The organism is Nocardia sp. NPDC047654 (genome assembly GCF_043205035.1).
Classification (GTDB): Bacteria; Actinomycetota; Actinomycetes; order Mycobacteriales; family Mycobacteriaceae; genus Nocardia.
In genome coordinates this window covers 64,539-90,908 of record NZ_JBIDDF010000001.1, presented here as the reverse complement: position 1 = coordinate 90,908, position 26,370 = coordinate 64,539, and the positions used below count along the sequence as shown (strand labels likewise).

Here is a 26,370-nt window from a genome sequence, read left to right as displayed (position 1 = left end):
ACCCGACCACTCCTCGACGCCGGCCGGCGGAGCGGCGCTCACCTCCCCGCTCCGTCGACACGGCTCAGGCGCCGCTCGGCGCTTCGCCGACGGTGGTCGTGGGATCGATGATGCCGAAGACCTCGCCCTGCGGGCCCTGGACGATGCCCATACGCCCGAAGGGGCTGTCGTCGGGTCCGGACATCACGGTGGCGCCGAGATCGCCCGCCTGGGACAACGCCTGGTCGGTGTTGTCGACCTGGAACCAGGCCAGCCAATACGACGGGTTGTCGCCCGGCATCTTCGTCGAGTCGTTGACGCCGCCGACGGCGTCACCGTCGGGCGTCAGGCTGATGGTGGAGTAGACGAAGTGCTCGCCGTCGCCGATCTCGGCGTAGTGCCAGCCGAACACGTCGGCGTAGAACTCCTGCGCCTGTTTGTAGTCGCTGGTGTGCAGTTCGTTCCAGCAGTAGGCGCCGTGCTCGTTGTAAATGCCGGCGCCCGCGTGCGCCTTGGCCTCCCAGACCCCGAACACCGCGCCGGTGGGGTCGGCGCCGACGAACATGCGGCCGACATCGAGCACGTCGAACGGTTTCATCATCAGCGCACCGCCCGCCGCGCCGACCTTCTCCCCGATCGCGTCGGCGCTGTCGGCGGCGAGATAGGTGGTCCACACCGACGGCATCGGCATGCCTTCCGGCTTGGGTCCGATGCCCGCGGCCGCGCGGCCGTTGCGCATCGCCATCAGATATCCACCCGCCTCCGGCGGGCTGTCCTGGATCTCCCAGCCGAAGAGGGCGCCGTAGAATTCGCGGGCGCGCGCCGGATCGTCGACCTGGCAGTCGACCCAGCACGGCGTTCCCTGCGGCCAGCTTCCGTCATGAGTGGGCATTGCGAGTGCCTCCTGACACGGGTTGCCGATGTGCGGCCGAGGCGGCCGGCACACGGCTAGTCAACCACCAGCACTCCGTGGAAGTGAGCCGATTCGGCCGACCGCTCGATCGGGTTCACGAGCGTTTGGGACTCAGGGGGAAAGACCCCTTACACAGATCAGTCCCCGGTAGTCTCATCGAAACCGTGAGCGTCGGTCGTCGCTGACGACTCCGGTGTTTCGACTGGCTTGCCGGGGGCCTAGCCGGATCCTGGGTCGGTGTCTTCACTGCCTGCCGACGTCTCAGCTGACAGTGCGCTCACCTACCGGTGCTCCGGTGTAATGACTAGTTTCCTCCACATTTTCCGCTAGTCAAGAGGCCGAACCGCCGATTCTCCGAGCAGGCGCGCGGCCGCGCCGCACACCGCAGACATCCTTCAGCAAATCGATCTTGACGTGTACTCTTGGCATCCGAACCATGCGATTGTGACTGGGGTCACAGCCCCGTCGCCCGACTGCTCCCGTCTGCCCGATGGCCGGGCAGACCGTCCCGTTGGAGTCCCCATGGCGCTCGTCCTCGGTCCCGCCTCGACGAGTGCGGGCGTGCGCGCGCACATCCACCGCAACCGCCCCGCCGGGGGCACCGGATCCGTCGCTACGGAGTCATCATGAGCGCACCGAACCGATTCGACGAGTTGCAGCATCGTGTCGCGGACCTCGCACCGGTCTTCCGCGAGCCGCTGGACTCGCCCTACGAGATCTCCAACGAGTTGTTCGCCGCACTTCGGCACGTTCTGCACGACGTGGGCGGCCAACCGGACATCCCGGTCGAGTACCGGGAGAAGGAGGAAGAGCCCTGGGAGATGAGCACTTACGTCACGTGCGAATGCCTCGGGTGGCGCGGGGTGTGGAACTCCGAGGAACGCAGGCGAGCGGAGAACGATCTCGGCGCGACGCTGTATTTCGGTCTCCCCTACTACGCGCGCTGGGCGACCGTCGCGGCGAAGACTCTGGTCGCCAAGGGATTGATCACCCCCGACGAACTCTCGGCCAAGTTGGACGAAGTGCGCGCCCGTAGGGAGGCGCGGACATGAGCAGGAAGTATCGGATCGGCGATCGTGTGCGGGTGCGCGACGCCACGTCGATGTTCCACACCCGTACCCAGGCCTACACGCGCGGGCACACCGGCGTCGTCGTCGAGCATCGGCCGGAGTGGATCATCCCCGAGGACGAGGCGTGGGGACGCGAGGACGGTCGCGTCGAGCCGTTCTACGTCGTGCGATTCCGTCAGAAGGATTTGTGGCCCAAATACACCGGCTTCGACGCCGACACCTTGGAGACGGAGGTCTCCGAGCGCTGGCTCGAGCCCGCAGAGGAGGACGCCCAGTGAGCCGGACCCACGATCACGACGCGCACGCGCCGATCCGGACGAGCGACGAGATCAGCGAATTCGAAGTGCTCGAGACGGCGATCCGCGAACTGGCGATCGAGAAGGGGCTCTTCTCCCAGGAAGACCACCGCAGGTTCGCCGAGTGGGCCGAATCGGTCGGTCCGCACGGCGGATCGCGATTGGTCGCCAAGGCGTGGACCGATCCCGACTTCAAGGCGCGGCTGCTCGCCGACGGGACCGAGACGTGCAAAGAGGTCGGCATCGACTGGCGCGATCCCACCGGCTCCGGGACGCCGAGCGACTACACCTACTTCTACGTGCTGGAGAACACCCCGCAGGTGCACAACGTCATCGTGTGCACACTGTGTTCGTGCTATCCGCGACCGGTTCTCGGGATGTCCCCCGACTGGTATCGCACACCCAATTACCGTCGCCGCCTGGTGCGCTGGCCCCGCGAGGTGCTCGCCGAGTTCGGTTTGCACTTCCCGCCCGACGTCGAGATCCGGGTGCACGATTCGAACCAGAAATCCCGGTTCATGGTGCTGCCGATGCGCCCCGAGGGCACCGAGGGCTGGACCGAGGAGCAGCTGGCCGCCATCGTCACCCGGGACACCATGATCGGCGTGGCTCTGCCCCAGGTCGACTGGACCGCGCAGCAGCCGCCGAACCGAGTCGAGGCCGCGACAGGGCAGGAGGGACGCCGGTGACGAGCGGTCCGTACGAAGTCCTGCTGAACACCCTGGGTCGCGCGTCGCGCCGGGAGAGCACCCTGCCCGAACTCGATCGCAAGCCGGACCCGTGGGAGTCCAGCATGCAAGCCACGTGCGAATGCCTCTCCTGGCGCGGCGCCCTGGACAACCTGGAGCGCCGCCATGCCGAAGACGAGCTCGGCGAGACCATCTACCAGGACTTCCCGGTACGCACCCGATCGGTGGTGGTCACCGCGCACGCGCTGATGGACCTGGGCGTGATCAGCCCGGAGGAACTGCGCGCCCGTATGGAAGCGGTCCGGGAGCGATTCCACCGGCAGTAGGCCCACCAGAACCGGCGGGGAGCCCGGAGACCGCCGAACGAAACATCGCAAACGAAAAGGCCCGGAACCTCGAGGTTCCGGGCCTTTCGCTAGTAGCGGGGACAGGATTTGAACCTGCGACCTCTGGGTTATGAGCCCAGCGAGCTACCGAGCTGCTCCACCCCGCGTCGGTGAACACAACATTACACACGGGTTCACGCAGTCTGCAAATCACCAGCTCAGCAGCGGTTTCGATGCGATGACGGACCACCGGAACCGCCCGTGGGACCCTATAGCAACCCCGAAACGCGCGATGCGATCTCGGCGAGAAGCACATTCGATACCCCGCGCGCAAGATTTGCCACACGTTGGCCACTTCAAACGTGACGTACTTCACTATATCGACGTGATCTCACTCACATAACGATGCGATAACTTACCACTGCCCCGGCGTGTTGATGCCGTTTCCCACCTGGAAAAACGGGGATATTCCTGTTATTCGCTTCATGCAATTCCGGCGTTATCCAGATGTGATCTGCTGAGATTTCTTCGTTACCGTCAATCCACGGCCCGGATCATCCGAGACGGGCTCGAACTCGAACCGCCGAACACCGGCAACCCTGTCCCGCGGTTCGAGGATCCCCGACGACCTGGGGACAGGGACGCGGCAAAGTTCCATCGCCGTGCCGGCGGGCGCAGGGAGGGAAACGACCATGACTGAGAACCGGAAGATCAGCACCCGCGCCCTCGGCTTCGCCGCCATCACCGGCGCTCTTGTTGCCGTCCCGTTCGCATTCTCCACCGCTTCCGCCTCCGCGGCGTCCCACAACTGGGACGGCGTCGCACAGTGCGAGAGCGGTGGCAACTGGGGGATCAACACCGGAAACGGCTACTACGGCGGCCTGCAGTTCTCGCAGAGCACCTGGGCCGCCAACGGCGGCAGGGGCTCGGCGCACAACGCGAGCAAGGAAGAGCAGATCCGGGTGGCGGAGAACGTGCTCGCCACCCAGGGCGCCGGCGCGTGGCCGGTGTGCGGCCAGTACCTGCGCCCGGGCACCTCCGAGCCCGAGCCCCTCGCCGAGGCCGAGGAACTGCCCGCCGTGCCCGAACCCGCCCAGCCGGCCGTCAGCACCGCGCAGTCGGCGGTCGAGCAGGCCCGGTCCGCCGCGGACGAACTCGCCGAGCAGTACGGCGTGAAGGACCAGTTCCAGCAGATCCTCAGCCAGAACAGCGCGCTGATCGACGCTCTCGGTCGCTGACCCTCCCGCGTCACGAACACCGAAGACGCCGCCATCGTGAACGATGGCGGCGTCTTCGGTGTTCGGGGCTGTTCGAACGGCGTCGCTATTCAGCGACCGGCGTCCTGGTACGCCTTGACGGCGGCTTCCAGCTCGTCCAGTGCCCGGCCGAAATCTTGGAAGTTTCCGCTGCGCATGGCATTTCGCACATTCTCGATCTTCCGGTTGAGCTCGGCCGCCGCGGCGTCCTTGGCGGGGGACGATCCGGGCGTGGGCGGCGAGACCGATGCGGGTGGCGGCGTCGCGGCGGTGCCGGTCCCGTTGTTGCCCTGATCGGCGGGCGGCGGAACGGTGCCCGGCTTGGGCCTGGTGCCCGAGTCACCGCCGAACGGCGTCGCCAGCGCGCCCGCACCGGGGAGGACCTGGTTCAGCGCGTCCGCCAATGTCGAGGCGTAGCCCACCTTGACGTTGCCCGCCTCGTCCCGATAACTCACCAGCACGCGCAGCAGCTGCGGGAAGGTCGCCGTGTTCGGCCCGGTGTTGCGTTCGTTGTAGAACGGCTCCACATAGAGAATGCCGCCGTCCGCGACCGGCAAGGTCAGCAGATTGCCATATTTGATCTTGTTCGAATTCGACAGCAGCGTTTTCTCGCGCGATACGTCCGGCGAGGTCGTCATCCGGTTCTGCGTCTGCTGCGGACCCAATGTCTGTGTATCCGTGGGCAATCGAAGAATCGTGAATTTCCCGTACCCGTCCGGATCGGACCGCACCGAGATATACGCCGCGAGATACGGCCGGTTGTAGCCGGTCATCGCGCTGGTCAAATTGAACGTGGGCTTGTTCGTCTTCGAGTCGCCCAGCAGCACGTAATACGGCGGCTGATTGGCGGTGGTCCCGCCCTCGGTCGTGGGATCGGCGGGCACCGACCAGAAGGCGTTGTTGGTGAAGAACTCCCGGGGATCGTCCACGTGGTACTTCGACAGCATCTCGCGCTGAACCTTGAACAGATCCTCCGGATAGCGGAAGTGCGCGCGCAGTTCCGGCGAGATCTCGCTCTCCGGCTTCACCGCGCCGGGGAACACCCCGCGCCATGCCTGCAGCACCGGATCCGACGAGTCCACCTCGTACAGGGTGACGCTGCCGTCGTACGCGTCGACCGTGGCCTTCACCGAGTTGCGGATGTAGCTGACCGACTTGCGCGGCAGCAGACGCCCGGTCTTCTTGTCGATGCTGTCCTCGACCGCGCCCTCCAGCTGGGTGTTCTGCGCGTAGGGGTAATTGTCCAGCGTGGTGTAGGCGTCCACGATCCAGACGATCCGTCCGTCCACCACCGCGGGGTAGGCGTTCCCGTCGGTGGTCAGCCAGGGCGCGACCTTCTGCACCCGCTCGCGCGGGCTGCGGTTGAAGATGATCTTCGAGTCGTCGCCGATGGCCGAGGAGAACAGGATGTTGCGCTCGGCGTACTTGGCCGCGAAGGCCAACCGGTTGAACCAGTTGCCGATCGGCACGCCGCCCTTGCCGGTGTAGGTGAATTGCGCTGTGTCGGAGTCGTACTCGCGCGGACGCTGGCCGTCCATCGCGCCGACGATCGCGTAGTCCGGGTTCGCCTGTGAGATCAGCTCGCCGAAATACACCCGCGGCTGGTCCACCCTGATCCGCTGCTTGTCCGCGGGCGTGAACAGATCGCTCACCATGAAGATCGGGTAACCGCCGTCGCCGCTGCCCCCGGCGGCGTTGGGATCGTCCGACGGCGGCTTGTTCACCCGGTTGGCGGGGGCGGCGACGAAGCCGTTGCCGTGGGTGTAGACGGTGTGCCGGTTGATCCAGTCGGTCTGGTTGCCGCTCAGCGCCGCGGGCGAGAGCTCCCTGGCGGCGACGATGTAATCCTGCACGTCGCCGTCGAGGTTGTAGCGGTCGATGTCCAGCGACTCCGGGAAACCGTAGAAGTTCTTCAGCTGGCGCAGCTGAGTGAACGTGGGCGAGAGGATGTTCGGATCGAGCAACCTGGCGTTGCCGATGGTGGCGGCGTCCACCGGCACCTCGAGCGGGTTCTTGTTGCTCTCGCCCTTGTAGTCCTTGTAATCGATCCTGTCATCGGTGATGCCGAACGCCTGCCTGGTCGCGGCGATGTTGCGTTCGATGTACTCGCTCTCCTTGTCCGCGGCGTTGGGACGCACGGAGAACTGCTCGACCACCAGCGGCCACACCGCGCCGACCAGGATCGAGGACAGCACCAGCAGCGCGGCGGCCATCGCGGGCACCCGCAGATCGCGCAGCACGATGCCGGCGAAGAAGGCCAGCGCGCAGATCACCGCGATGGACAGCAGGATGAGCTTCGCGGGCAGAACCGCGTTGATGTCGGTGAACGAACCGCCGGTGAAGGTGGGCTCCTTGCGGCTGCTGGACAGCAGTTCGTACCGGTCGAACCAGTACGCGATCGCCTTGAGCAGCACGAAGGTTCCGGCCAGCAGCGCGAGCTGGATCCGCGCGGCGCGGGTGAGCGTGCCCTCGCGACCGGTCAGGCGCAGTCCGCCGAAGACGTAGTGGGTGACCAGGCTGGCGAAGAACGCGATGACCACCGCGACGAAAAGCCAGTTCAGCACCATGCGGTAGAAGGGCAGGTCGAAGGCGTAGAAGCCGACGTCGAGGCCGAACTCCGGGTCTTTCTCGCCGAACGAACCGCCGTGCAGGAACAACTGCACCGTCACCCAGTTCGACTGCGCCACCAGGCCCGACAGCAGGCCGAGCAGCACCGGGATGCCGATGCCGAACAGCCGCAGCCTGCTCATCACGGTGGTGCGGTAGCGCGCGATCGGATCGTTCGGGCCGGCCACCGGCACGAACACCGGCCTGGACCGGTAGGCCAGCAGCAGCGCCAGCCAGACCACGAGTCCGACGAAAGCCGCCACGACGAGGAATAGCAGGACCCGGGTTCGCAACACCGTGAGATACACGTTGCGGAAGCCGACCTCGCCGAACCAGAGCCAATTCGTGTAGGTGTCCGTCAGCCGCGGCCCGAGCAACAGCAATGCCGCCAGGACGATGGCTGCCACCAGCAGCACACGGCTGCGTCGGGACAGCGAAGGTAAGCCGGTGGGGGGCCGCATGCCCACGATGCCACTCTCCAAGGTCCGGCGACGCTCGCACCGAGAGGCCCGGCCGATGCGCCGCAGTCCGATGTTGCGGGTGGTCCTTCCGGACCGTCCCGGCCCACTCTACGGAAATCGGACACCATGCAGCTGGCAGGGTTGCGCTTGCCGCGCCGGAGAAACGAACGTCCGGGTTTCCGGCTGCCCCCGTCGGCAGTTTGGTTGGATGGTCGCGTGACCCCAGACCTGCACGCCGAACTCGTCCTTGCCCGATCCGTCCGGGAGGTGGCGGAATTCGTCGACGCCGAGGGGTGGGGGCGTCCCCCGCAGATGTTCGCCTTGGTGCCGACCGCGGACCTGGTCGCGGCGCAGCCGGAACTGGAGGAGCAGCTCGACGAGGGCGACGAGCTGACGCCGGTCGCGCAGGAGGCTTTCCCGGACGACATCACCGGCGGCTCGATCGCCTTGGACGAATTCCTGGCCACCACCAGCTGGCCTCCCGCCGTCCGCGGTTGCGTGCTTGTGCAGGAGATCGTGGTGCTCCCGCCGGACGCCGAGTCGACGCTCGACGACGCGCTCGCGCCGCTGCTGGCCGATCACGACGCCGCCGACGCGGCCGCGCGCGCCGCCGCCGAAGCGCACCCGGAGCGCCGGGAGGCCCGGTTGTTCGCCGCGGTGCTGCGCGACGGCGCGTCGCTGTGCCTGCTGCAGCTGCGCCCCGAGGACGACGCCGACGATTTCGGTGACCTCGACCTGCGTACCTATCCGAACCTGGCGCCCAACCTGGTCGAGGCCCTGCACCATACGTTCGAGTGAACGAACCCGGCCAGGCGCTCGGCCGGGTCGCCGACGAGGCGCGCTGACCTCCACGGACATCGGACGCCCGCTGGGACCCACCGCCACGAGCGGCGCTGCTGCCCGCCGCAATCGCGGATGCAGGGATCGGAGCAACCGGAGAGCGATAGCTTGCTGCTCCTCGCCGCACGGGAAGCCGCCCACGTGCCCTGCTACGTGCTCGCGGTGAACACCCGGACCGGGTCGCGCGGTTTCCGGCCGGCGTCACCTGCCCCGCGTCGCGGCCTCAGCCGCAGCTGACCGGTTCCTTGCCGGTGTTGATCTCGTTGAGCGACTGCACCGCGCCGGTCAGGTTCTCGACGCGCACCAGCCGCAGGCCGTCCGGGGTCCGCTGCTTGGCCTCGTTGCAGTTGGCGGCCGGCACCAGGAAGGTCTCCGCGCCCGCATCGCGCGCGGCCATCATCTTGTACTGGATGCCGCCGATCGGACCGACCTTGCCGTCCTGGTCGATGGTCCCGGTGCCCGCCACGAACTTGCCGCCGTCCAGCTCGCCGGGAGAGAGCTTGTCGATCAGGGCCAGGCTGAACATCAGTCCCGCGGAGGGCCCGCCGATGTCGGCGAGGTTGAAGGCGACCTGCACCGGCGGTCGTGCGCCCTCCCCCGGCGTCACGCCGAGGTAGCCCTTGGCCGGGTCGTCGGGGCGCGCGCCGAGGACGATCGTCGCGGTCTGCTCGGCGCTGTCGCGCCGGTACACCACGGTCAGCGTGCTGCCGGGCGCCTGGGACGAGACCGCCGTGACGACGTCCTTGGGCGCCGTCACGGGCGTGCCGTTGATGCTGATCAGCTCGTCGCCCGCGCGCAGCACATCATGGGCGGGCCCGTCGTCGGTCACCTTGCGCAGCAGCACCACCGTGGGCAGCCGCAGGTAATGCAGTGCGGCGACCTCGGCGTTGCCCTCGGAATCCTTGAAGTCCTCCTGGTTGGACTTGTCGATCTCCTCGCGCGAGACGCCCGGCGGGTAGACCTCCGAACGCGGCACCAGGCCGTGCTTGCCGCTGGCCCAGAAGCCGAACGCCTCGAAGATGCTCAGCCCGTCCCGCACCGACACCGTGGTCATGTTGAGATGGCCCGTGGTCGGATCGACTTCGGTGCCGCGCACGTCGACGACGTCCTTGCCGTCCACCTCGCCGAGGGTGTCGAAGGTGGGGCCGGGTCCGAGTGCGACGAACGGCACAGTCAGCACACTGCCGACGACACCGAGCACGAGCACCGGGATCAGAGCGGCCACCAGGGTGAGGATCCGACGATTCACCCGGACCACAGTAATGACAGCAGGCGACGCGAGGCGCCGGAGGCGGTCTTTTTCCCCGGGCGCGCCGCCGCCGGTTTCGCGCCGCGCGAACATCGGGACGCTGTGCTACGCGCGTAACGTGAAGGGCATGAACGACCTCCCCTTCGGATTCTCGAACCGCGACGACGACGATCGTAAGCGCGGTGACGAGCCGGGCGGTCCCGGTCCGAACGACCCGCTCGGTTTCGGTATCGGCGGGTCCGGCGCGGGCGGATTCGACCCGGCGCAACTCGGGCAGATGCTGACCTCGCTCGGCCAGATGCTCAGCGGCATGGGGCAACCCGGCTCGGCGCAGGCCGGGCCGGTGAATTACGACGTCGCCAAGCGGCTGGCCCGCCAGCAGCTCGGCTCGACCATCGCCCCTGTCTCCGCGGGCGCCGCGAGCGCGGTGGCCGACGCCGCGCATCTGGCCGAACTCTGGCTCGACAGCGCGACCACCCTGCCCGCGGGCGCCACCAAGACGGTCGCGTGGACCGCCAACGACTGGATCGAGCAGACCCTGCCCACCTGGCAACGCCTGTGCGACCCGGTGGCCCAGCAGATCTCGGGAATGTGGACTTCGGCGCTGCCCGAGGAGGCCAAGCAGTTCGCCGCGCCGATGGTCGGCATGCTGGGCCAGATGGGCGGCTTGGCCTTCGGCTCACAGCTCGGTCAGGCGCTCGGCCAGCTCGCCAAAGAGGTGTTGACCTCCACCGACATCGGACTCCCGCTGGGACCCACCGGCACCGCGGCGCTGCTGCCCGCGGCGATCTCGGAGTTCAGTGCGGGGCTGGAACAGCCGGAGAGCGAGATCCTGGTGTTCCTCGCCGCCAGGGAAGCCGCCCACCAGCGACTGTTCGCCCATGTGCCGTGGCTGCGCCAGCAGGTCCTCGGCGCGGTCGAGGACTACGCGCGCGGCATCCGGATGGACTTCTCCGCGCTGGAGCAGGCCGCGCAGGACATCGACCCGATGTCGCTGGCCGATCCCGCGAAGCTCGAGGAGATCCTCGCCCAGGGCACCTTCGAGCCGCAGACCACCCCTGAGCAGAAGCAGGCGCTGGAACGGCTGGAAACACTGCTGGCGCTCATCGAGGGCTGGGTGCAGGTCGTGGTCGCCGAAGCCGTCGGCGACCGGTTGCCCGGCGCGGGCGCGCTGGCCGAGACGCTGCGCAGGCGGCGCGCCACCGGCGGGCCCGCGGAGCAGACCTTCGCGACGCTGGTCGGTCTGGAATTGCGTCCGCGCAAGCTGCGCGAGGCAGCGGCGCTGTGGCGCAGGCTCACCACCGATGCAGGCATGACCGCGCGCGACCAGGTCTGGGCGCACCCCGACCTGCTGCCGGACTCCGACGATCTGGACTCCCCCGCCGGCTTCATCGACTCGGTGATCGGCGGCGGTGCGGCCGTGTTCGACGATCCGCTCGCGCAACTGGCCGAAACCGAGGCGCGCGAGCAGGCCGCGCGCGAGCACAAGGATGACGACACCGGGCCCGACCTGGGCAAAGAGGGCGGCGAATCCGCCTGAGCCGCCTTGTGGATGAAGCGAAATCCTGTGGATAACTGAGCATTTCGGAGCGAGCCGCGCACCCCGCGATCCGCATACTGATGACATGACAGCGATATGTCGTGGTCCTCGATTGCGCCCGAGGGTGACCGTGCTGGTCCGCCCGACCGGTCTCGTCCAACTCGGGTGCGATCCGGAAACCGCGGTGGTGCTCGGCCCGGAAGGCATGGACGCCGAGACGGTCCTCACTTTCCTCCGCCTGCTCGACGGTCTGCGCACCAAGCCGCAGATCATCTGGCGAGCCGGAGAATGCGGCATAGACGCCGAACGGGCTGTGGCATTGCTCACGCTGGTGGACGAGGCCGGGCTGCTGGACCATCCGCAGGACCGAGCCGGCCACGTGCGGGCCGTGCGGGTACACGGGCTCGGTCCGCTCTCGGACGCGGTATCGGCCGGGCTGCGCGCGCTGGGCGTGCAACCGAGCCGGTCCCGGGACTATCCGTCCGGAACGGCGACAGTGCGGTCCTGGGGAGCGGACCTCGTCGTACTCGCCGACACGCTGATGCCCGATCCGAGGCTGGTGAGCGAATTGGTACTGCATCGCGTTCCCCATCTGCAAATGCGCATCCGAGACAACAAGGGCGTCATCGGGCCTTTGGTGCTGCCCGGCGCGACCAGCTGCCTGCGTTGCGCGGACCTGATCCGCTCGCAGAACGACGCCGATTGGCCGCACCTGGCGGCCCAGTTGCTCGGCCGCGTCGGACACGCCTCCCCCGCCGGGATCGCGGCGACGACGGCGGTCGCCCTCGGCGAACTGGAGGCGATCATCGCCTGCTCGGCGCGGCGCACGCCGGCCACCCTGGACGCGACTCTGGAACTGGATCTCGATTCACATGTCCTCGATCGGCGCAAATGGGACCGCCATCCCGCGTGCGCGTGTGCGCGCGTTTCCGCAGGCCTCGCGGCCGGAGCGCCGACGTGATCAAGATTGCCGTGGCAGATCGGCCGGTGCGTCCGCCATGATGGGTACGTGTCTGAGATCGTGCGCCGTCGCTCGTCCCGCAACGCCAAGTTGGCCAAGATTCCGCTCGGCATCGCCGGACGGGCGGCCGTGGGGTTCGGCAAGAAGCTCGCCGGAGGCGACAAGTCCGAGATCAACGCGCAGCTCAACCAACGCGCCGCCGAGCAGCTGTTCACGGTGCTGGGCGAGCTCAAGGGCGGCGCGATGAAGTTCGGACAGGCGCTCAGCGTGATGGAGGCCGCGGTCCCGGAGGAGTTCGGCGAGCACTATCGGGAGGCGCTCACCAAGCTGCAGGCCGCCGCGCCGCCGATGCCCGCCGCCACTGTTCACCGGGTGCTCGACCAGCAGCTCGGCACCCAGTGGCGCACTCGCTTCCTCGAGTTCGACGACACCCCGGCCGCGTCGGCCAGCATCGGGCAGGTGCACCGGGCGGTGTGGTCGGACGGGCGGACCGTGGCGGTGAAGGTGCAGTACCCCGGCGCCGACGAGGCGCTGCGCGCGGATCTCAAAACCCTGTCCCGCATGTCCGGTCTGGTCGCGTCCGTGATCCCCGGTGCGGACGTCAAGCCGATCCTCGCCGAGATCACCGAACGCACCGAGGAAGAGCTGGACTACCGCAACGAGGCCGCCAACCAGCGCGCCTTCGCCAAGGGCTTCGAAGGGCACGCCGAGATCGTGGTGCCCAAGGTCGTGGCCAGCGCGCCGAAGGTGATCGTCACCGAGTGGCTGGACGGCGTCGCCGTCTCGACGATCATCAAGCAGGGCGCCGAGGATCCGGCGGGTACCCGCGCGCTGCGCGATCGAGTGGCGGGGCTGATGGGCCGGTTCCACTTCTCCTCCCCGGAGGTCGTCGGACTCCTGCACGCCGACCCGCACCCCGGCAATTTCATGATGCTGCCCGATGGCAAGCTCGCGGTCATCGATTTCGGCGCGTGCGCACCGATGCCGGACGGCTTCCCGGCGGTGCTGGGCCGCATGCTGGCCCTCGCGGTCGAGGAGCGCTTCGCCGAACTCACCGAACTGCTGTACGACCACGGCTGGGTGATCCCCGGCCGGGTGGTCACCCACCAGGAGATCGCCGACTATCTGCGGCCGTTCACCGACCCGATCCAGACCGACTCGTTCCACTTCACCCGCAGGTGGATGCAGCGGGTGGCGGGCAAGGCGTCGGAGTTCGCCAGTCCGGAAATGAAAACAGCTCGGGCACTGCAACTTCCGGCGGAATACGTGATGATCTTCCGCGTGCTCGGCGGCTCCGTCGGCATCCTTGCGCAACTCGACGCCGAGCTGCCGTTCATGGAACTCGTCCGAACGTGGATGCCCGGCTTCAGCGAGGAACGCACGGCCTCCTGATCCCCAGAGCCGTGTAGGAGCCGCACACCGAACAGCGACGCAGGCCAGCCGCCCACCGGACGACGGTGGGCGGCTGGTCTGCTTTCTCGTTCGTTGGCTCGGTCCGTCTCGGGACCGACGGAATCGAGCACATCGACCGGAGGGAGGGAAATCACTCCCCGGCTCATGCCGGGACCGCGACCTTGCGCGGACGACCGCGGGGACGCTTGCGGGCGATCACGACACCCTGGTCGAAGATCTCGCCGCCCCAAACACCCCACGGCTCACGACGATCCATGGCGGCGCTCAGGCAGCCCTTGCGGATCGGGCAGGTCGCGCACAGCGCCTTGGCCTGCTCCAACTGGACCGGGCTCTCGGCGAACCAGAGGTCCGGGTCTCCAGCACGGCAGGGCAGGACCTTGGTGATCTCCTTGGTCCGGGTAGTCGACGCCACGGTTCGGCATGTCACGTCAGTAGTGGCCTGCGGCCAACCCTGTGCGGTGAACACGTCGTTCTCCTTCAGCTCGTTGCAGCGGTTCGTTTGTTGTGGCGAAACCGGTGCCGGTCGGCTGAAGGGCCGGAGAATACTGGCCACGGTTTCGCTGTCGGGCGATCCGTGGCCAGGAGGTCGGGGAGGAGTTCCCTACCTAGGTCGACATCTGTGTCGAGTCCTGAACACGATCGCTGGGTGTGCGGTGCGGAGGCGTGCTGCCCGCGGATCCGCCGGCTCGAAGCCGGCCTCAGCCGCGAAGACGCCGACTGCTGCCTCGGCAGCCGCCGGGTGCCAGCCCGCGCTGGGCTTGCCCTGGATCTCGGTACGGATAGACGTGTGCATCGCAACGGAATTCACTTGCTTGCACGACGTGCCGAACGCACCGATTCCGGACACACCGATCCCCTGCAAGGCGAGGATCCCCCGGGAGGCCGCCATGGGCGCATAGACCGCAACGCCACTGGCGCCGAGGTTCATGATGTTGTCCACTGCTCTGCCTCCCTCCTGTACTCGTTGTGTCGCTAACTGTGCGCGCCGAGATGCCCTCCCGGTGCGTAAAAACACCATAGGCAAGATCTTCGAGCGCGACAACCTATTTTCTACCTGCGGTTTTGTGATATGGATCGAATCCGGGACGCGACGATCGCGAGCACGTCGGCCCCGAACTGGTCGATCTTCTTCGCACCGATGCCCGCGATCGCGGCCAGCGCGGCGTCGTCGGCGGGCAGTTGTTCGGCGATCGCGGTGAGGGTGGTGTCGGTGAACACGACGAATTCGCGGACCCGCAGCGCCTCCGCCTTCTCCGCACGCCAGTCCCGCAGTGCCGCGAGCAATTCCGCGTCCAGTTCGGCTGGGCAGCGACGGCAGCGGCCGAGCATGGTGGCGTAGGTGCCGATCAGCGGTTTCGCGCAGACCCGGCAGGTCGGGCGGACGCCGCTCGACGCCGACGGCGGGGCCGCGATACGGGAGGCGGGCGAATCGTCGGGGACGAGGCCGTTGAGGAATCGCGAACGCCGCCGGGAGCGCCTACCGCCCTCGTTCCGCGCCAGCGCCCAGGACAGCCGCAGATGTTCGCGCGCCCTGGTGACGCCGACGTAGAGCAGCCGACGCTCCTCCTCGAGCGCCGCCTCGTCGGCGACCGAGCCGTCGTCGGCGAGGACGTGCGCGATCGGCACGGTGCCGTCGGACAAGCCGACGAGGAACACGGCATCCCACTCCAGGCCCTTGGCGGCATGCAGGGAGGCCAGCGTGACCCCCTGCACCGTGGGTGGGTGCCTGGCCTCGGCGCGGGTCGCGAGTTCGCGCAACAGGCCGGTCAGGTCGAGCCGGTCGTCGTGGCCGATCAGTTCCTCGGTCAGGCGCACCAAGGCGATCAGCGAGGACCACCGTTCCCGCGCCTGCGCGCCCGCGGGCTCGGTGGCGGTGAGCCCGAGCGGGGCGAGCACCGCGCGCACCAGCGAGACCAGGGCATTGCCACTGCGCGCCTGGTCGGGCAGATCCTCGCGCGACGCGGCCTGCCGCAGCGCCTGCACGGCCTGCCTGACCTCCGCCCGCGCGAAGAACCCCTCGCCGCCGCGCACCTGGTAGGGAATTCCGCGCTCGGTGAGCGCCTGCTCGTAACTCTCGGACTGGGCGTTGATCCGGTAGAGCACGGCGATCTCGGCGGCCGGTGTGCCCGCCTCGATCAGCCCGCCGATCGCCGCCGCCACCGCCGCGGCCTCCGCGGGCGCGTCGTCGTATTCGGCGAACACCGGCTCGGGTCCGTCGGCGCGCTGGCCGATCAATTGCAGCCTGGTGCCCGCGATGCGCCCGCGCGCCGCGCCGATCACCCGATTGGCCAGCGACACCACCTGCGGAGTCGAGCGATAGTCACGTTCCAGGCGGACCACGGTGGCTTCGGGAAAGCGACGGGAGAAGTCCAGTAGGAAGCTCGGCGTGGCGCCGGTGAACGAATAGATCGTCTGGTTCGCGTCCCCGACGACGGTCAGGTCGTCGCGGTCGCCGAGCCACGCGTCGAGCACGCGCTGTTGCAACGGCGTGACGTCCTGGTACTCGTCCACCACGAAGCTGCGGTAGCGGCCGCGGAATTCGTCGGCCACCGCCGGATAGTCCTCCAGCGCCGCCGCCGTGTGCAGCAGCAGGTCGTCGAAGTCCAGCAGCAGCCCGTCCGGCGTCGCCTTGAGCTTCTCGTAACCCGCGTAGACATCGGCGACCCGCAGCGCCTCGTAGGGCGTCTCGCGCCGCTGTTTCGCGACCGCCGCCACGTAATCCTCCGGCGCGATGAGCGAGCCCTTCGCCCACTCGATTTCGCTCAACAGGTCGCGGACGCTGTCGGTGGCCGTGGACAGCCCGGCCCGCTGCGCCGCCTGCGCGACGATCGGGAACTTGGCGTCGATCAGCCGCCAAGGCACGTCACCGACGATCTGCGGCCAGAAATACTTCAGCTGCCGCAACGCCGCCGCGTGGAACGTCCGCGCCTGCACCTGGCTCGCTTCGCCGCCGAGGCCGAGCGCGCGCAGCCGGGTGCGCAACTCCCCCGCCGCCCGCGCGGTGAACGTGACCGCGAGCACCTGATCGGCCTTGACATGGCCCTGCGCGATCAGATGCGCGATGCGATAGGTGATGGTCCTGGTCTTGCCGGTCCCCGCGCCCGCGAGCACGCACACCGGGCCGCGCGGCGCGCGCACGGCGGCGGCCTGCTCGGGATCGAGGTCTGCGAGGTCGAGAGCGGGCACGCGGTCCATCATGACAGCGCCCACCGACACCCACCGTGGGGGCGTCGACCCGAGCCCTGCACCGACGTCATCACGGACAACCGCCACGGCTCCCGCTCCGACTCGCAGGCGGGCGCCGAGCAGGTGACAGCCTCCAACCCGATCAGCGGTCGCGCAGTAGCTGTAAGGACCGGAGAAAAGCGCCGCCCGATGCGCCGAGCGGGGCGAAGTACTCCTGGTCGCACGCCTCGACCGCGACGATGGCCCGGTTGACCAGTGCCACCCCGGCTTCGGTGGCGACCAGGGCCTTCGCCCGGCGGTCGCTCGGGTGGTCGCGGCGTTCCAGCAGGCCCTTCTGCGCCAGCGTGCGCACCACCTGGGAGGTCATCATGGGGTCGGTGGCGGCGTATTCGGCCAGGTCACGCTGTCGCACCGGGTCGTCGCGACCGGCGGCGAGGTAGGTCAGCGAGGCGAGCAGCACGAACTGCACATGGGTCAGATCGAACGGAGCGAGTGCCGCCCGCTGCGCCGCCTGCCAGCGATTGGTCACCTGCCACAGCAGCAGGCCGGGGCTTTCCTCGGCCGTGTGGAATCTGGAGCGCAGCCTCCCGTCCTCCGCCTCGCGCATCGGCCTCCCTCACTCCTCGGTCATCGCCCGCGCGATCAGCGCGTAGTCGTGCGGGCTGAGTTCTATCAGGCCGCGGCGCAGGACCATCCCCCAGTTCGGCACGCTGGTGAATTCCAGATCGGCACGCAACTCCTCGATCGGGGTTTCCCGCGCCCCGGCTCGGTAGCTGACCGAACGGCGCCACGGCTGGAAGCAGCCGCCGTCCTGGGGGTCGGCCTGCCAGGCCGGACGGTCGTCGATGGTTCCGATCGCGGTGAACGAACGCACCGGCGCTCCGGCGCGCATGCCCTCGCGCGGCGAGTAGTAGATCAGCCCGTCGCCCGGCCGCATGCGTTCCACCGCCGTGCGCTTGCCGTGGTTGGCCTGCGCTATGCCGATGTCGACACCGCGCCGGACGTGTTCCCGGGACACGACCGCCAGCCAGTATCTGGTAGGTGACCCGGTGACCATCCCGCGGGCGACGCCACTACTCGATGACTGGGCACTCATGTCGGTGCTCCTTCCGTGCGTGTGGATCTCGGTGGGCGCTTGGGCCGACGCTCGCTCACCACGACAGATCCACCGGTGCGGCGGGCGTCCGCCGGGGGTTGCGGCCGCTCACGCCGCGATCCCCTCCGCGACGGCGACCAGCGCGTCCAAGTCGGGCTGCACGGATCTCGCCAGCCCGGCGCCGAGGATCTTCGTCCACAGCAGCCGCAGCGGCCCGTCGATCGAGACCGTCACCGTGATCGTGGTGCGGCCGTCGACGGCGGCGACTTCATGGGCGAAGGTGAGCCGCGCACCGGGCAACTTCGACACATCGACGAACTCGCGGTCGGTCAGGCGCTCGATCACGAACCGGACCTTCGGACCGCCTTTCGGTCGCAACGTCCCGGTCGAGCCCTCGGCGAACGGTCCGTCCAGCCGAGCCCACTCGGTGTCGGTGTTCCATTCCGGCCAGGTCGCCATGTCGGCCCAGCGGGCGAAGAAGGCGGCGGGCGGGGCACTCGAGCGGGCGTGCGCGGTGGCGATGAGGGTCATCCACTTAGTATTCGCGCATACTAAATACGGCGCAAGGCGAGAAGATGTTCGAGTTGGAACAGCGGGCAGCCGTCCGGCGTTGCAGTGTCCGTGACTGACGCGAACCCCACTCTGACGATGTACTCGACCACCTGGTGCGGCTACTGCCGCAGGCTCAAGAAGCAGCTGGAGGAGGCGGGCATCACCTACGTCGAGATCGACATCGAGCAAGATCCTGCGTCGGCCGAGTTCGTCGGCAGCGTGAACGGGGGCAACCACGTGGTGCCCACCGTGAAGTTCGCCGACGGCTCCACCGCGACGAACCCGTCGCTGGCCGCCGTCAAGCAAGTCCTCGCCGGTCTGTCCTGATCCGCCGCCGCGCGCGGGTCGCATCGGCCCGCGTGCGGGTGCGTCAGTCGATCGCGGCCCAGGATTCGACGATGGTGCGCGCGATCGAGATCGAGCCGGGCAGCAGCAGCTCGGCGCCCTCGTCCCGCTTCGACCAGTCGCCCACCGCCAGAGCTTCCCGCACCTGCGCGCGGGTGAACCAGTCGGCCTCGGCGATCTCGCCATCGGAGAAGACCAGCGGCTGCGCGGGATCGGCGACCGCGGCGAAGCCGAGCATCAGCGAGCGCGGAAACGGCCACGGCTGGCTGCCCAGGTAGCTGATCTCGCGCACGTCGAGACCGACTTCCTCGCGCATCTCGCGCTCCACGCAGCGTTCCAGCGACTCACCCGCCTCGACGAACCCCGCCAGCAGCGAGAACAGCGATTTCGGCCAGCTGCTCTGGCGCGCCAGCAGCACCCGGTCGCCGCCGTCGTGAATCAGGCAGATCACCGCCGGATCGATCCGCGGGAACTCCTCGTAACCGCTCTCGGTGACGCGCGACCATCCGGCCTTCGACGAAATGGTCACCGTGCCGTCCGCGCCGTGGAACCCGGCTTTGTCGTGCCAGTTCAGCAGCGCGATCGCGGTGGACAGCAGCTCGGCGGTGCGGTCGTCGACGGTGCCCCCGGCCAGCGCGCGCAGATCGGTCAGCGTGCCCTCCAGTTCCGGATCGCGCACGGCCCACAGATGGATGCCGTCTTCGACGCCGAGGAACACCGCGGCCGGACTGGGTTCGGCGGACAACTCCAGGGCCGCGTCGAGAACCAGAACGTTCCCCTCGAAGCGCACCTGCCCGCGACGGTTGACCCGCAGCAGCTTGGCGGTGGCCCAGCCCTCCTTCAGAGCCTGGGCATCACCTCGGATCTGCTCGGCCCGATCGATGACGGTACGGGAGAGCAAGGGAACACCATTGAGCTGAAATGCCGGCACGGTTCGAGACTATCGCGCCCGAGCTACCACCCGGCCCGCGCCGGGGTCACTTGCCCGCCCGGCGGATGTAAAGGAGTTTGTCGCCCGCCTCGACCGCGTCCACTTCCGGCTCACCGACCCGGTACAGCACCCCGTTGCGCACCACTCCGAGGACGATATCGCTGAGATGCCGTGGCGAACCGCCGATCTCGGACGACTCCACCTCCCGCTCGGCGACGGCGAAGCCCTCCTCCGGAGTGAGCAGATCTTCCATCATCTCCACGACCGTCGGGGTGGTCGTCGCGATGCCGAGCAACCGGCCCGCGGTCTCCGAGGACACCACCACCGAGTTCGCGCCGGACTGCCGCACCAGATGGGTGTTCTCCGCCTCCCGGATCGACACCACGATCTTGGCTGCCTTGTTCAGCTCCCGGGCGGTCAGGGTGACCAGCACGGCGGTGTCGTCCCGATTGGTGGCGACCACTACCGACTCGGCGTTCTGCGCACCGGCCAGCCGCAGCACATCGGACTGGGTGGCCGAGCCGTGCACGGTGACCAGCCCGGCGTTCGCGGCCGCCTCCAAAGCGATCACGTCGGTGTCGACCACGACGATGTCGGCGGGCTGCACCCCGTCACCGAGCATGGCGTCGATCGCGGTCCTCCCCTTGGTGCCGTATCCGACGACCACGGTGTGATTGCGCACGGTGTGCCTCCATCGCTGAATCTTGAAAGCCTGCCGGGAACGTTCGGTCAGCACGCTGAGTGTGGTTCCGACCAGGACGATCAGGAACAGGATGCGCAGCGGCGTGATGATGATGATGTTCGCCAGCCGCGCCTCGGGCGTCACCGGGTGGATGTCGCCGTATCCGGTGGTCGACAGCGACACCGTCGCGTAGTAGAACGCGTCCAGGAACGACAGTTCGTTGGCCGAGTTGTCGTGGTAGCCGTCGCGTCCGATGTACACCACCAGCGCGGCCAGGAACAGCAGCGCGGTCGCGAACAGCACCCGCCTGGTCAGCGAAATCCACGGACTGGTCTGCACTTCCGGGATGCGCAACACGCCGACCAAGGCGAAATCCGGGCGGCTGGCCAATTCCAGTCCGCGCGCTCGCTCACCGAACACCGGGCACACCCGTCATCTCGTCGCCAGCGTCGGTCATCCCCGGTATTCCTCGTCCCTCCGGCACAGCAGGGGAGCCTACTGTGTTTGTTTCTCCAGCGCCTGCGGCGCTGGGTGTTCGCGGCCCCTTTATGGCTCGCGTTCGCGCGACCGCCGCTTGCCCCTTCGTCGCGGACGCGACGGCCGCGCGAACGCGAGCCGGGCCGCGAACGGGCGCATGCTCGGTCTCGCTTCGCTCGAAACCGGGAGTCGAGGCGCGCTGGGGACAACGGTTGTGATCCGGGGGCTTGGCGATCCAGGGTGGCTTGCCGGCGGTGATGCCGTCGGGTCCACCGGCGCTCGTCGTTCACCGCGGGAGCGATGCCCATCGGAGCGCGAGTGGAGCTGCGTTGATTCGGCCGGGAGCAGCGCTGTGGTTCGTCGACCCTTCGGCTCGCGTCCGCTTTCACGGTCTCGCCCGGACTCGCGAAGACCTGCCCGGCGGAGGTGCGGTGTCCTTCTCGTCTCCGCCCGCGCCGAAGCCGCCCAGCCGGCTGTTGGGGCGCGGCGGCGTAGGTGCTCGAATATTCGCGCCGCAGCGCCACCTCACCCACGGCGGCCTGGGGAAACCTCGAGTCCGCGGCGGGGCGACCCTGGCTCGACGCGAAGCAGCCTGGATGTAAAGGTTCCTCATGGCTGAAAACACGCTGACATCCGTGTCCGACGGCGGGCGGCGGCCCGCGCTGGCGCTGGCCGCCCTGCTGTTCGGCGCGGGGGTGTTGCATTTCGTCCGGCCGAAGCCTTTCGATTCGATCGTGCCGCGATTCCTGCCCGGACGCGCCCGCGACTACACCTACGCTTCCGGCGTGGCCGAGATCGGCGTCGCGGCCGCGCTCGCGATCCCGCGTACCCGCAGCTTCGGCGGACGCCTCGCCGCGCTGCTGTTCATCGCGGTGCTCCCGGCCAACGTGCAGTTCACCGCGGACATGCTGGCCAGCGAGAAGGCACCGCGGCTGGTCAAGATCGGCTCGGCGCTGCGGCTGCCATTGCAGGTTCCGCTCATCACTCAGGCGCTGGCGGTGAGCCGGCGGGCGCGGCGTTCCTGATCAACTCGGCCAGTTCCTCCGGACCGGCCAGGTTCACCGGCGCGATGGTGCGACCGGTACGCACGTAATGGAACGCGGCGCCGATCCGGTCCAGCATCTCGTGCTCGGGCCGTCCCTCCCGCGCGGCCATCAGCCGTGCCCACGCCAGGCGATAGACGGCCAGCTGCATGGCGACCGCCGGTTCCTCGGCGGCGCTGGGCTCGGCGCCGGTCTTCCAGTCGACCACGGTCCAGCGGCCGCCCGGTTCGGCGAACACCGCGTCCATCCGGCCGCGGACCACGGTGCCCGCGATCGACGTCTCGAATGGAATCTCCACCTCGATCGGGCTGCGATCGGCCCACCGCGAGTTCAGGAACGCCTCCTGCATCGCGGTCAGCTCCGCGTCCAGGCCCGCGTCGGCCGCGCCGCTGTCGGCCGCGCCGGGCAGTTCGTCCAGACCGAGCAGGCGAGTGGAGCCGAACCACCGCTGCACCCAGGCGTGGAAGGCGGTACCGCGGCGGGCCAGCGGATTCGGCGGGTAGGGCAACGGGCGACGCAGGCGGGCGGCGAGTCTCGCCGGGTCGGCGCGCAGCTCGACCAGGGCGGTCGCCGCGATCTGACCGGGTAGCTCGACCTCCTCGGCGGCAACCGCGGCGGCCCGGTGTTCGGCCAGCAGGGCGTCGACGTCGGCGGCCCAGCCTTCGGGATCGCCGGGGTCCGGCGCCGGCTGGGTGTGCTCGGGCCGGAACCGATCCTCCGGCGGGGGCGGAGCGAAACCGGTCGCGGCGAATGCCGGTTCGCCTGCGGACAGGTACTCCTCCACCGGGTCCGGCACCGTGCCGAAATAGGGTTCGATGTCCGCGTAGGGGTCGGCGTATTCGGTTGCGATGACTTCGAAGTCATCCGCGAACTCGTCCGGCGGGTACTCGTCGTCGGGCGGATAGTAGTCCGGTTCGAACGTGAGATCCGGCTCGTCCGGCGGCGGGGGCGCCGTCTCGACACGGTCGGGTCCGGCGCTGCGGTCGGAGACGATGTCCGGTGCGTCCGGGTCGCTGCGCCCGGCCTGGGCGGCATCGGCACGACCGGAAGCTACGGCACCGCCCGGCGAGGTCTCGGACGAATCCGGGGCACCTTGCCCAGCATCGGCGGGACGGGCACGTGAGTCGGCGCGACCGGGGCCCGCGCCACCATCCGGGACGGCCCTCGGGACGTTCAGGCCGCGGTGCCCGGCATCGGCATCGGCATCGGCATCGGCATCGGCATCGGCATCGGCATCGGCATCGGCATGATGGGCACGCGAGTCGACATCGCCGAATTCAGAGTCGCGGTTCGGGGGGGCATGGCGCTCGACACCGACAGGATCCGCATCTGGATCGGCACGCCCCGAACCGGCGCTGCGGTCCGGGGCAGCGCCAGACGCGTCCGGGCCGTGGCGCCCGGCATCGGCGGGGCGGGCACGCAGCTCGGCCAGTGCGGCGCGGACCAGCGCGGCGCCCTGTTCGATGGGGTCGCGGCGGGTGCTGAGCGGGTCTCGTGGCCACTCGGCGGTCGCCGGGTTGTCGGTGAAGGGGTTGACGGCGTCGGCGGCGGGCGGGTCGTCCCAGCGGTCGATCGTCAAGACGTCGTGGGCCGGGCTTCGCGGGTCCTCGTGCGCCCGTTTCAGTTCCAGCAGGAAGTCCGAGGGGCCTTTCGGGGAGCTGCCGGTCTCCGCCCAGTGATGGGCCGAAACCAGCAGGACGCGTTCGGTTCTGGTGAGCGCGACGTAGAACAGGCGGCGTTCCTCATCGATCCGGCGGCGTTCCAGCGCCTCCTTGTGCGCTTTGATCGCGCGGTCGAGGTCCGCGCGGTCGTACAGGTCGGTGAGATCGAGTACGGGCACGCCCTCTGCCGCGTCGTCCTGCTGACGGTCACCCCGAAGCGACGTCGGCAGTTCCGCCAGCGCGCCCAGCCACGTACCGGAACCGACTTTGGACGGGAACACGCCCTCCACCACGTGCGGGACCGCGACGATCTCCCATTCCAGGCCCTTCGCCGCATGCACGGTCAGTACCTGCACGCGATCCTTGGCGACCTCGACCTCGCCCGGCTCCAGACCGTTCTCGACCTGCTCCGCGGCGGCGAGGAACGCGAGCAGTCCGCCCAGCGAGGCGCCGGTGTCCGCGGCGTACCCGGCCACCACTTCGGCGAACGCGTCCAGATGCTCGCGCCCGGCCCCGGTACCCGCCATGGCTCGTCGGGTCTGGGTCTCCACCCCGACACCGATGGTGCGCTCGACGTCGGCGACCAATTCCGCCAAGGGCTGACCGCTGCGTTCGCGCAACGCGGCCAACTCCCGGCCCAGTGCCTCGATGCGGGCGAACCCGGCGGAGGAGTACTGATCCGGCGCGCCGGGGTCGGCGATCGCGTCGGCCAGCCCGGCCTGTTCGGCGGGTTCTGGCGCCACTTCGCGCAACGCCTCGTCCAGCGTGGCGCCATCGGCGATCTCGGCCGGGCCCTGCGAACCGGGACGCCGGATGGACAGGTCCCTGGCGCGGCGGTTGAGCGCGGCGATGTCCGCGACGCCGATGCGCCAGCGCGCACCGGTCAGCACGCGCATGGCGGCGCTGCCCGAGCCGGGTTCGGCGATCAACCGCAGGGTGGCGACGATGTCGGCGACCTCCGGCGTGGCGAGCAATCCGCCCAGTCCGACAATCTCCACCGGGAGTCCTTGCGCGCGAAGCGCTTCCGCGAGCGGCGCGGCGTCGGCATTGCGTCGCACCAGTACCGCCGACGTGGGCGGGGGCAGCTGCGCAGCGCGCCGGGCGGCCCACTCCGCCGCGATCCGCTCGGCCACCCATTCACGTTCGGCGGCGACGGTGTCGGTCGACGCGAGCGCCACCACCCCCGGCCCGGCTTCGGGCTTGGCACGCAACGCGTCGACCGTCACTCCGCCGCCATCGATCGCCTTGCGCCGCAACGGTTCCGCGACCAGGTTCGCCAGCGCCAGTGCCTCCGGCGGATTGCGCCAGCTGGTGAGCAACGCCAGCGTGGGGGCGGGAACGCCCGGCGCAGTGGGGAAGTCGGTGGCGAACCGGGGTAGATTCGCCGCCGAGGCGCCACGCCAGCCGTAGATCGACTGCATCGGGTCGCCCACAGCGGTCACGGCAAGACGTTGCGCGTCGTGCGGTTGCGAGCGCTGATCGCGCCGCTCCGCTGGGACATGCGGGTCGTGCGCTCCGGCGAACCGCGGTTGCCCTTCTCCCCCTGTGTCGACCTGCCGCGTGCCCCGCGCTGAATCGCCGGCGCCGACCACCCTGGGCGACTGCGGATTCAGTTCCCCTGGCTCGCCCGCGCCCTCGCGCCGTACATCCCCTTCTCGCCCCGGCGAATCGCTCATCGCCGAGCCACCCCAGAGCAGCTCGCCGACGTTCTGCGGATGCGAGCCGAGCTGCACCACCCGCTCGGAATCGGCAGGGACGTCTGCGCGTGGCGAATCCCGGCTTCCGGCAGTGGCGGAAGCCGCATTCGCTTCCCGAGATATGTCGTGCGCGTCGTCCCCGTGTGTCGATGTCTGGTCCGACGCGCCCTCCGGCGCACCGCCGAACAGGGCGGCGAGCAGGACGCGCTGGGCGTGGCCCGTGTCCTGGTATTCGTCGAGCAGCACCAGCCGGAACCGGGCGCGTTCGGCGGCGGCGACCTCGGGGTGCTCGGCGGCCAAGCGCGCCGCCAGGGACATCTGCGCGCCGAAATCGAGTGCGCCGCGGCGGCGCAACGCCTCGCTCAGCTGTTGCACCAGCGGAAGCAGCGCGACCCGTTCCCGCTGTACCTGCACGATGTTGAGCAGCGTTTGGCTCGGCCCGCCCCGTTGGCGCGGACCCGCGGGCAGCGTGTGCACCAGCTTCGCCAGTTCGGTGTGCGCCTCGGCCAGTTCCTCCGGCTCGACCAGATGCTCGGCGAGCTGTCCGGACAGCGCGAGTACCGCCTCGGTGACCGACACGGGGGTGCGTTCGGTCTCCAGGTCGCCGTCCCAGGTGCGGACCACCTGGTGGGCGAGCTGCCAGAGCTGGGTCTCGGTGAGCAGGGCCGCCGAGGGTTCCACCGGAAGCAGCAGGCCGTGTTCGGTGAGCAACCTGCCCGCGTACGAGTGGTAGGTGCTGATCTCCGGTTCCGCGCCGGTCAGCTGGGCGCGCAGCCGGCCGCTCGGGTCGAGTTCGCGCAGCAGCGGCGCGCCGGCCAGCCGGGCCAGCCGGGTCCGGATGCGGGCGGTCAGCTGCTGGGCGGCTTTGCGGGTGAACGTCAGCCCGAGCACTTCGTCGGGCAGGACGAGCCCGTTCGCGACCATCCACACCACCCGGGCGGCCATGGTCTCGGTCTTGCCCGCGCCCGCGCCCGCGACCACCAGGGTCGGGCCCGGCGGCGCGGCGATCACGGCGGCCTGTTCGTCGGTCGGCGGCGGTAGGCCCAGCGCCTGCGCCAGCTGATGCGGCGTCACCCGGCCGGTCACGGCAGCGCCCCGGC

Annotated in this window: 23 protein-coding genes and 1 tRNA gene; 11 read left to right on the top strand and 13 right to left on the bottom strand. The window is 69.2% G+C overall.

All coding sequences use genetic code 11. From position 1 onward, the window contains the following. Window positions 1–64 precede the first annotated feature (64 nt). Window positions 65–871, bottom strand: a complete 807-nt coding sequence (locus tag ACGF7Y_RS00415) for a VOC family protein (RefSeq protein ID WP_393227848.1) — start codon at window positions 869–871, stop codon at window positions 65–67. Between the two features lie 647 nt (window positions 872–1,518). On the opposite strand from ACGF7Y_RS00415, the gene ACGF7Y_RS00410 reads away from it, so the two are divergent. Genes ACGF7Y_RS00410 through ACGF7Y_RS00395 form a run of 4 tightly spaced genes read left to right on the top strand, consistent with a single transcriptional unit; the run spans window position 1,519 to window position 3,273 of the window. Then, window positions 1,519–1,944 carry a hypothetical protein gene (locus ACGF7Y_RS00410; RefSeq protein WP_342217244.1) on the top strand — a complete coding sequence of 142 codons (426 nt, stop codon included), beginning with the start codon at window positions 1,519–1,521 and terminating at the stop codon, window positions 1,942–1,944. After that, on the top strand, window positions 1,941–2,240 hold the full coding sequence (locus tag ACGF7Y_RS00405) for an SH3-like domain-containing protein (protein WP_062975296.1): 300 nt from the start codon (window positions 1,941–1,943) through the stop codon (window positions 2,238–2,240). The genes ACGF7Y_RS00410 and ACGF7Y_RS00405 overlap by 4 nt, the downstream gene beginning before the upstream one ends. Further along, on the top strand, window positions 2,237–2,947 hold the full coding sequence (gene scnC / locus ACGF7Y_RS00400) for a thiocyanate hydrolase subunit gamma (RefSeq protein WP_393227845.1): 711 nt from the start codon (window positions 2,237–2,239) through the stop codon (window positions 2,945–2,947). Before ACGF7Y_RS00405 ends, scnC begins: the two co-directional genes overlap by 4 nt. Beyond that, window positions 2,944–3,273, top strand: a complete 330-nt coding sequence (locus ACGF7Y_RS00395) for a ScnB (protein WP_393227843.1) — start codon at window positions 2,944–2,946, stop codon at window positions 3,271–3,273. The genes scnC and ACGF7Y_RS00395 overlap by 4 nt, the downstream gene beginning before the upstream one ends. A 93-nt stretch (window positions 3,274–3,366) precedes the next feature. Here ACGF7Y_RS00395 and ACGF7Y_RS00390 read toward each other — a convergent pair. Next, window positions 3,367–3,440, bottom strand: a tRNA-Met gene (locus tag ACGF7Y_RS00390). 525 nt (window positions 3,441–3,965) lie between these two features. Here ACGF7Y_RS00390 and ACGF7Y_RS00385 point away from each other — a divergent pair. After that, window positions 3,966–4,511, top strand: coding sequence for a transglycosylase family protein (locus ACGF7Y_RS00385; protein WP_393227841.1), 546 nt, complete (start codon window positions 3,966–3,968; stop codon window positions 4,509–4,511). A gap of 89 nt (window positions 4,512–4,600) precedes the next feature. Here the strand turns inward: ACGF7Y_RS00385 and ACGF7Y_RS00380 are convergent, their stop codons facing one another. Beyond that, entirely contained in the window at window positions 4,601–7,603 is a 3,003-nt protein-coding gene (locus tag ACGF7Y_RS00380; RefSeq protein WP_393227839.1) for a UPF0182 family protein, read from the bottom strand. 210 nt (window positions 7,604–7,813) lie between these two features. Here ACGF7Y_RS00380 and ACGF7Y_RS00375 point away from each other — a divergent pair, with 210 nt between their 5' ends. Further along, window positions 7,814–8,395 carry a PPA1309 family protein gene (locus tag ACGF7Y_RS00375; RefSeq protein WP_393227837.1) on the top strand — a complete coding sequence of 194 codons (582 nt, stop codon included), beginning with the start codon at window positions 7,814–7,816 and terminating at the stop codon, window positions 8,393–8,395. Between the two features lie 265 nt (window positions 8,396–8,660). Here ACGF7Y_RS00375 and ACGF7Y_RS00370 read toward each other — a convergent pair whose 3' ends face one another. Then, window positions 8,661–9,686, bottom strand: coding sequence for a PDZ domain-containing protein (locus tag ACGF7Y_RS00370; RefSeq protein ID WP_393227835.1), 1,026 nt, complete (start codon window positions 9,684–9,686; stop codon window positions 8,661–8,663). Window positions 9,687–9,813: 127 nt separating this feature from the next. On the opposite strand from ACGF7Y_RS00370, the gene ACGF7Y_RS00365 reads away from it, so the two are divergent. The 3 genes from ACGF7Y_RS00365 (at window position 9,814) to ACGF7Y_RS00355 (ending at window position 13,579) form a co-directional block, all read left to right on the top strand. After that, a complete protein-coding gene (locus ACGF7Y_RS00365) occupies window positions 9,814–11,226 on the top strand; it encodes a zinc-dependent metalloprotease (protein ID WP_393227833.1) in 1,413 nt (470 codons plus the stop codon). Between the two features lie 85 nt (window positions 11,227–11,311). Continuing rightward, the gene (locus tag ACGF7Y_RS00360) at window positions 11,312–12,187 is read left to right on the top strand and encodes a hypothetical protein (RefSeq protein WP_393227831.1); all 876 of its coding nucleotides are present in this window, start codon (window positions 11,312–11,314) and stop codon (window positions 12,185–12,187) included. Window positions 12,188–12,235: 48 nt separating this feature from the next. After that, window positions 12,236–13,579: an ABC1 kinase family protein gene (locus ACGF7Y_RS00355; protein WP_393227829.1), complete on the top strand. Its 1,344-nt coding sequence runs from the start codon at window positions 12,236–12,238 to the stop codon at window positions 13,577–13,579. Between the two features lie 163 nt (window positions 13,580–13,742). Here ACGF7Y_RS00355 and ACGF7Y_RS00350 read toward each other — a convergent pair whose 3' ends face one another. The 6 genes from ACGF7Y_RS00350 to ACGF7Y_RS00325 all read right to left on the bottom strand — a co-directional run bounded on the left by ACGF7Y_RS00350 (window position 13,743) and on the right by ACGF7Y_RS00325 (window position 18,413). Next, complete coding sequence (locus tag ACGF7Y_RS00350) at window positions 13,743–14,066, bottom strand: WhiB family transcriptional regulator (protein ID WP_157114250.1); 324 nt, start codon at window positions 14,064–14,066, stop codon at window positions 13,743–13,745. A 135-nt stretch (window positions 14,067–14,201) separates the two neighbouring features. After that, entirely contained in the window at window positions 14,202–14,540 is a 339-nt protein-coding gene (locus ACGF7Y_RS00345; protein WP_157114251.1) for a hypothetical protein, read from the bottom strand. Window positions 14,541–14,650: 110 nt separating this feature from the next. Further along, a complete protein-coding gene (locus tag ACGF7Y_RS00340) occupies window positions 14,651–16,798 on the bottom strand; it encodes an ATP-dependent DNA helicase UvrD2 (RefSeq protein WP_393230833.1) in 2,148 nt (715 codons plus the stop codon). A 130-nt stretch (window positions 16,799–16,928) separates the two neighbouring features. Further along, the gene (locus ACGF7Y_RS00335) at window positions 16,929–17,393 is read right to left on the bottom strand and encodes a MarR family winged helix-turn-helix transcriptional regulator (protein ID WP_393227827.1); all 465 of its coding nucleotides are present in this window, start codon (window positions 17,391–17,393) and stop codon (window positions 16,929–16,931) included. A 9-nt stretch (window positions 17,394–17,402) separates the two neighbouring features. Beyond that, entirely contained in the window at window positions 17,403–17,882 is a 480-nt protein-coding gene (locus tag ACGF7Y_RS00330; RefSeq protein WP_393227825.1) for an EVE domain-containing protein, read from the bottom strand. A gap of 108 nt (window positions 17,883–17,990) precedes the next feature. Then, window positions 17,991–18,413, bottom strand: coding sequence for an SRPBCC family protein (locus tag ACGF7Y_RS00325; protein WP_393227824.1), 423 nt, complete (start codon window positions 18,411–18,413; stop codon window positions 17,991–17,993). A 117-nt stretch (window positions 18,414–18,530) separates the two neighbouring features. Here ACGF7Y_RS00325 and ACGF7Y_RS00320 point away from each other — a divergent pair, with 117 nt between their 5' ends. Then, entirely contained in the window at window positions 18,531–18,761 is a 231-nt protein-coding gene (locus ACGF7Y_RS00320) for a mycoredoxin (protein WP_085994930.1), read from the top strand. A 43-nt stretch (window positions 18,762–18,804) separates the two neighbouring features. Here ACGF7Y_RS00320 and nudC read toward each other — a convergent pair whose 3' ends face one another. Both nudC and ACGF7Y_RS00310 read right to left on the bottom strand, forming a co-directional pair. Then, a complete protein-coding gene (gene nudC / locus ACGF7Y_RS00315; RefSeq protein ID WP_393227822.1) occupies window positions 18,805–19,710 on the bottom strand; it encodes an NAD(+) diphosphatase in 906 nt (301 codons plus the stop codon). A gap of 46 nt (window positions 19,711–19,756) precedes the next feature. After that, on the bottom strand, window positions 19,757–20,812 hold the full coding sequence (locus tag ACGF7Y_RS00310) for a potassium channel family protein (protein ID WP_393227821.1): 1,056 nt from the start codon (window positions 20,810–20,812) through the stop codon (window positions 19,757–19,759). A 668-nt stretch (window positions 20,813–21,480) separates the two neighbouring features. Here ACGF7Y_RS00310 and ACGF7Y_RS00305 point away from each other — a divergent pair. Then, complete coding sequence (locus ACGF7Y_RS00305) at window positions 21,481–21,894, top strand: membrane protein (RefSeq protein WP_040868969.1); 414 nt, start codon at window positions 21,481–21,483, stop codon at window positions 21,892–21,894. On the opposite strand, the gene ACGF7Y_RS00300 is transcribed toward ACGF7Y_RS00305, so the two are convergent. Beyond that, window positions 21,851–26,356: a UvrD-helicase domain-containing protein gene (locus ACGF7Y_RS00300; protein ID WP_393227819.1), complete on the bottom strand. Its 4,506-nt coding sequence runs from the start codon at window positions 26,354–26,356 to the stop codon at window positions 21,851–21,853. The two genes, ACGF7Y_RS00305 and ACGF7Y_RS00300, sit on opposite strands and share 44 nt — an antisense overlap. Between the last annotated feature and the right edge of the window lie 14 nt (window positions 26,357–26,370).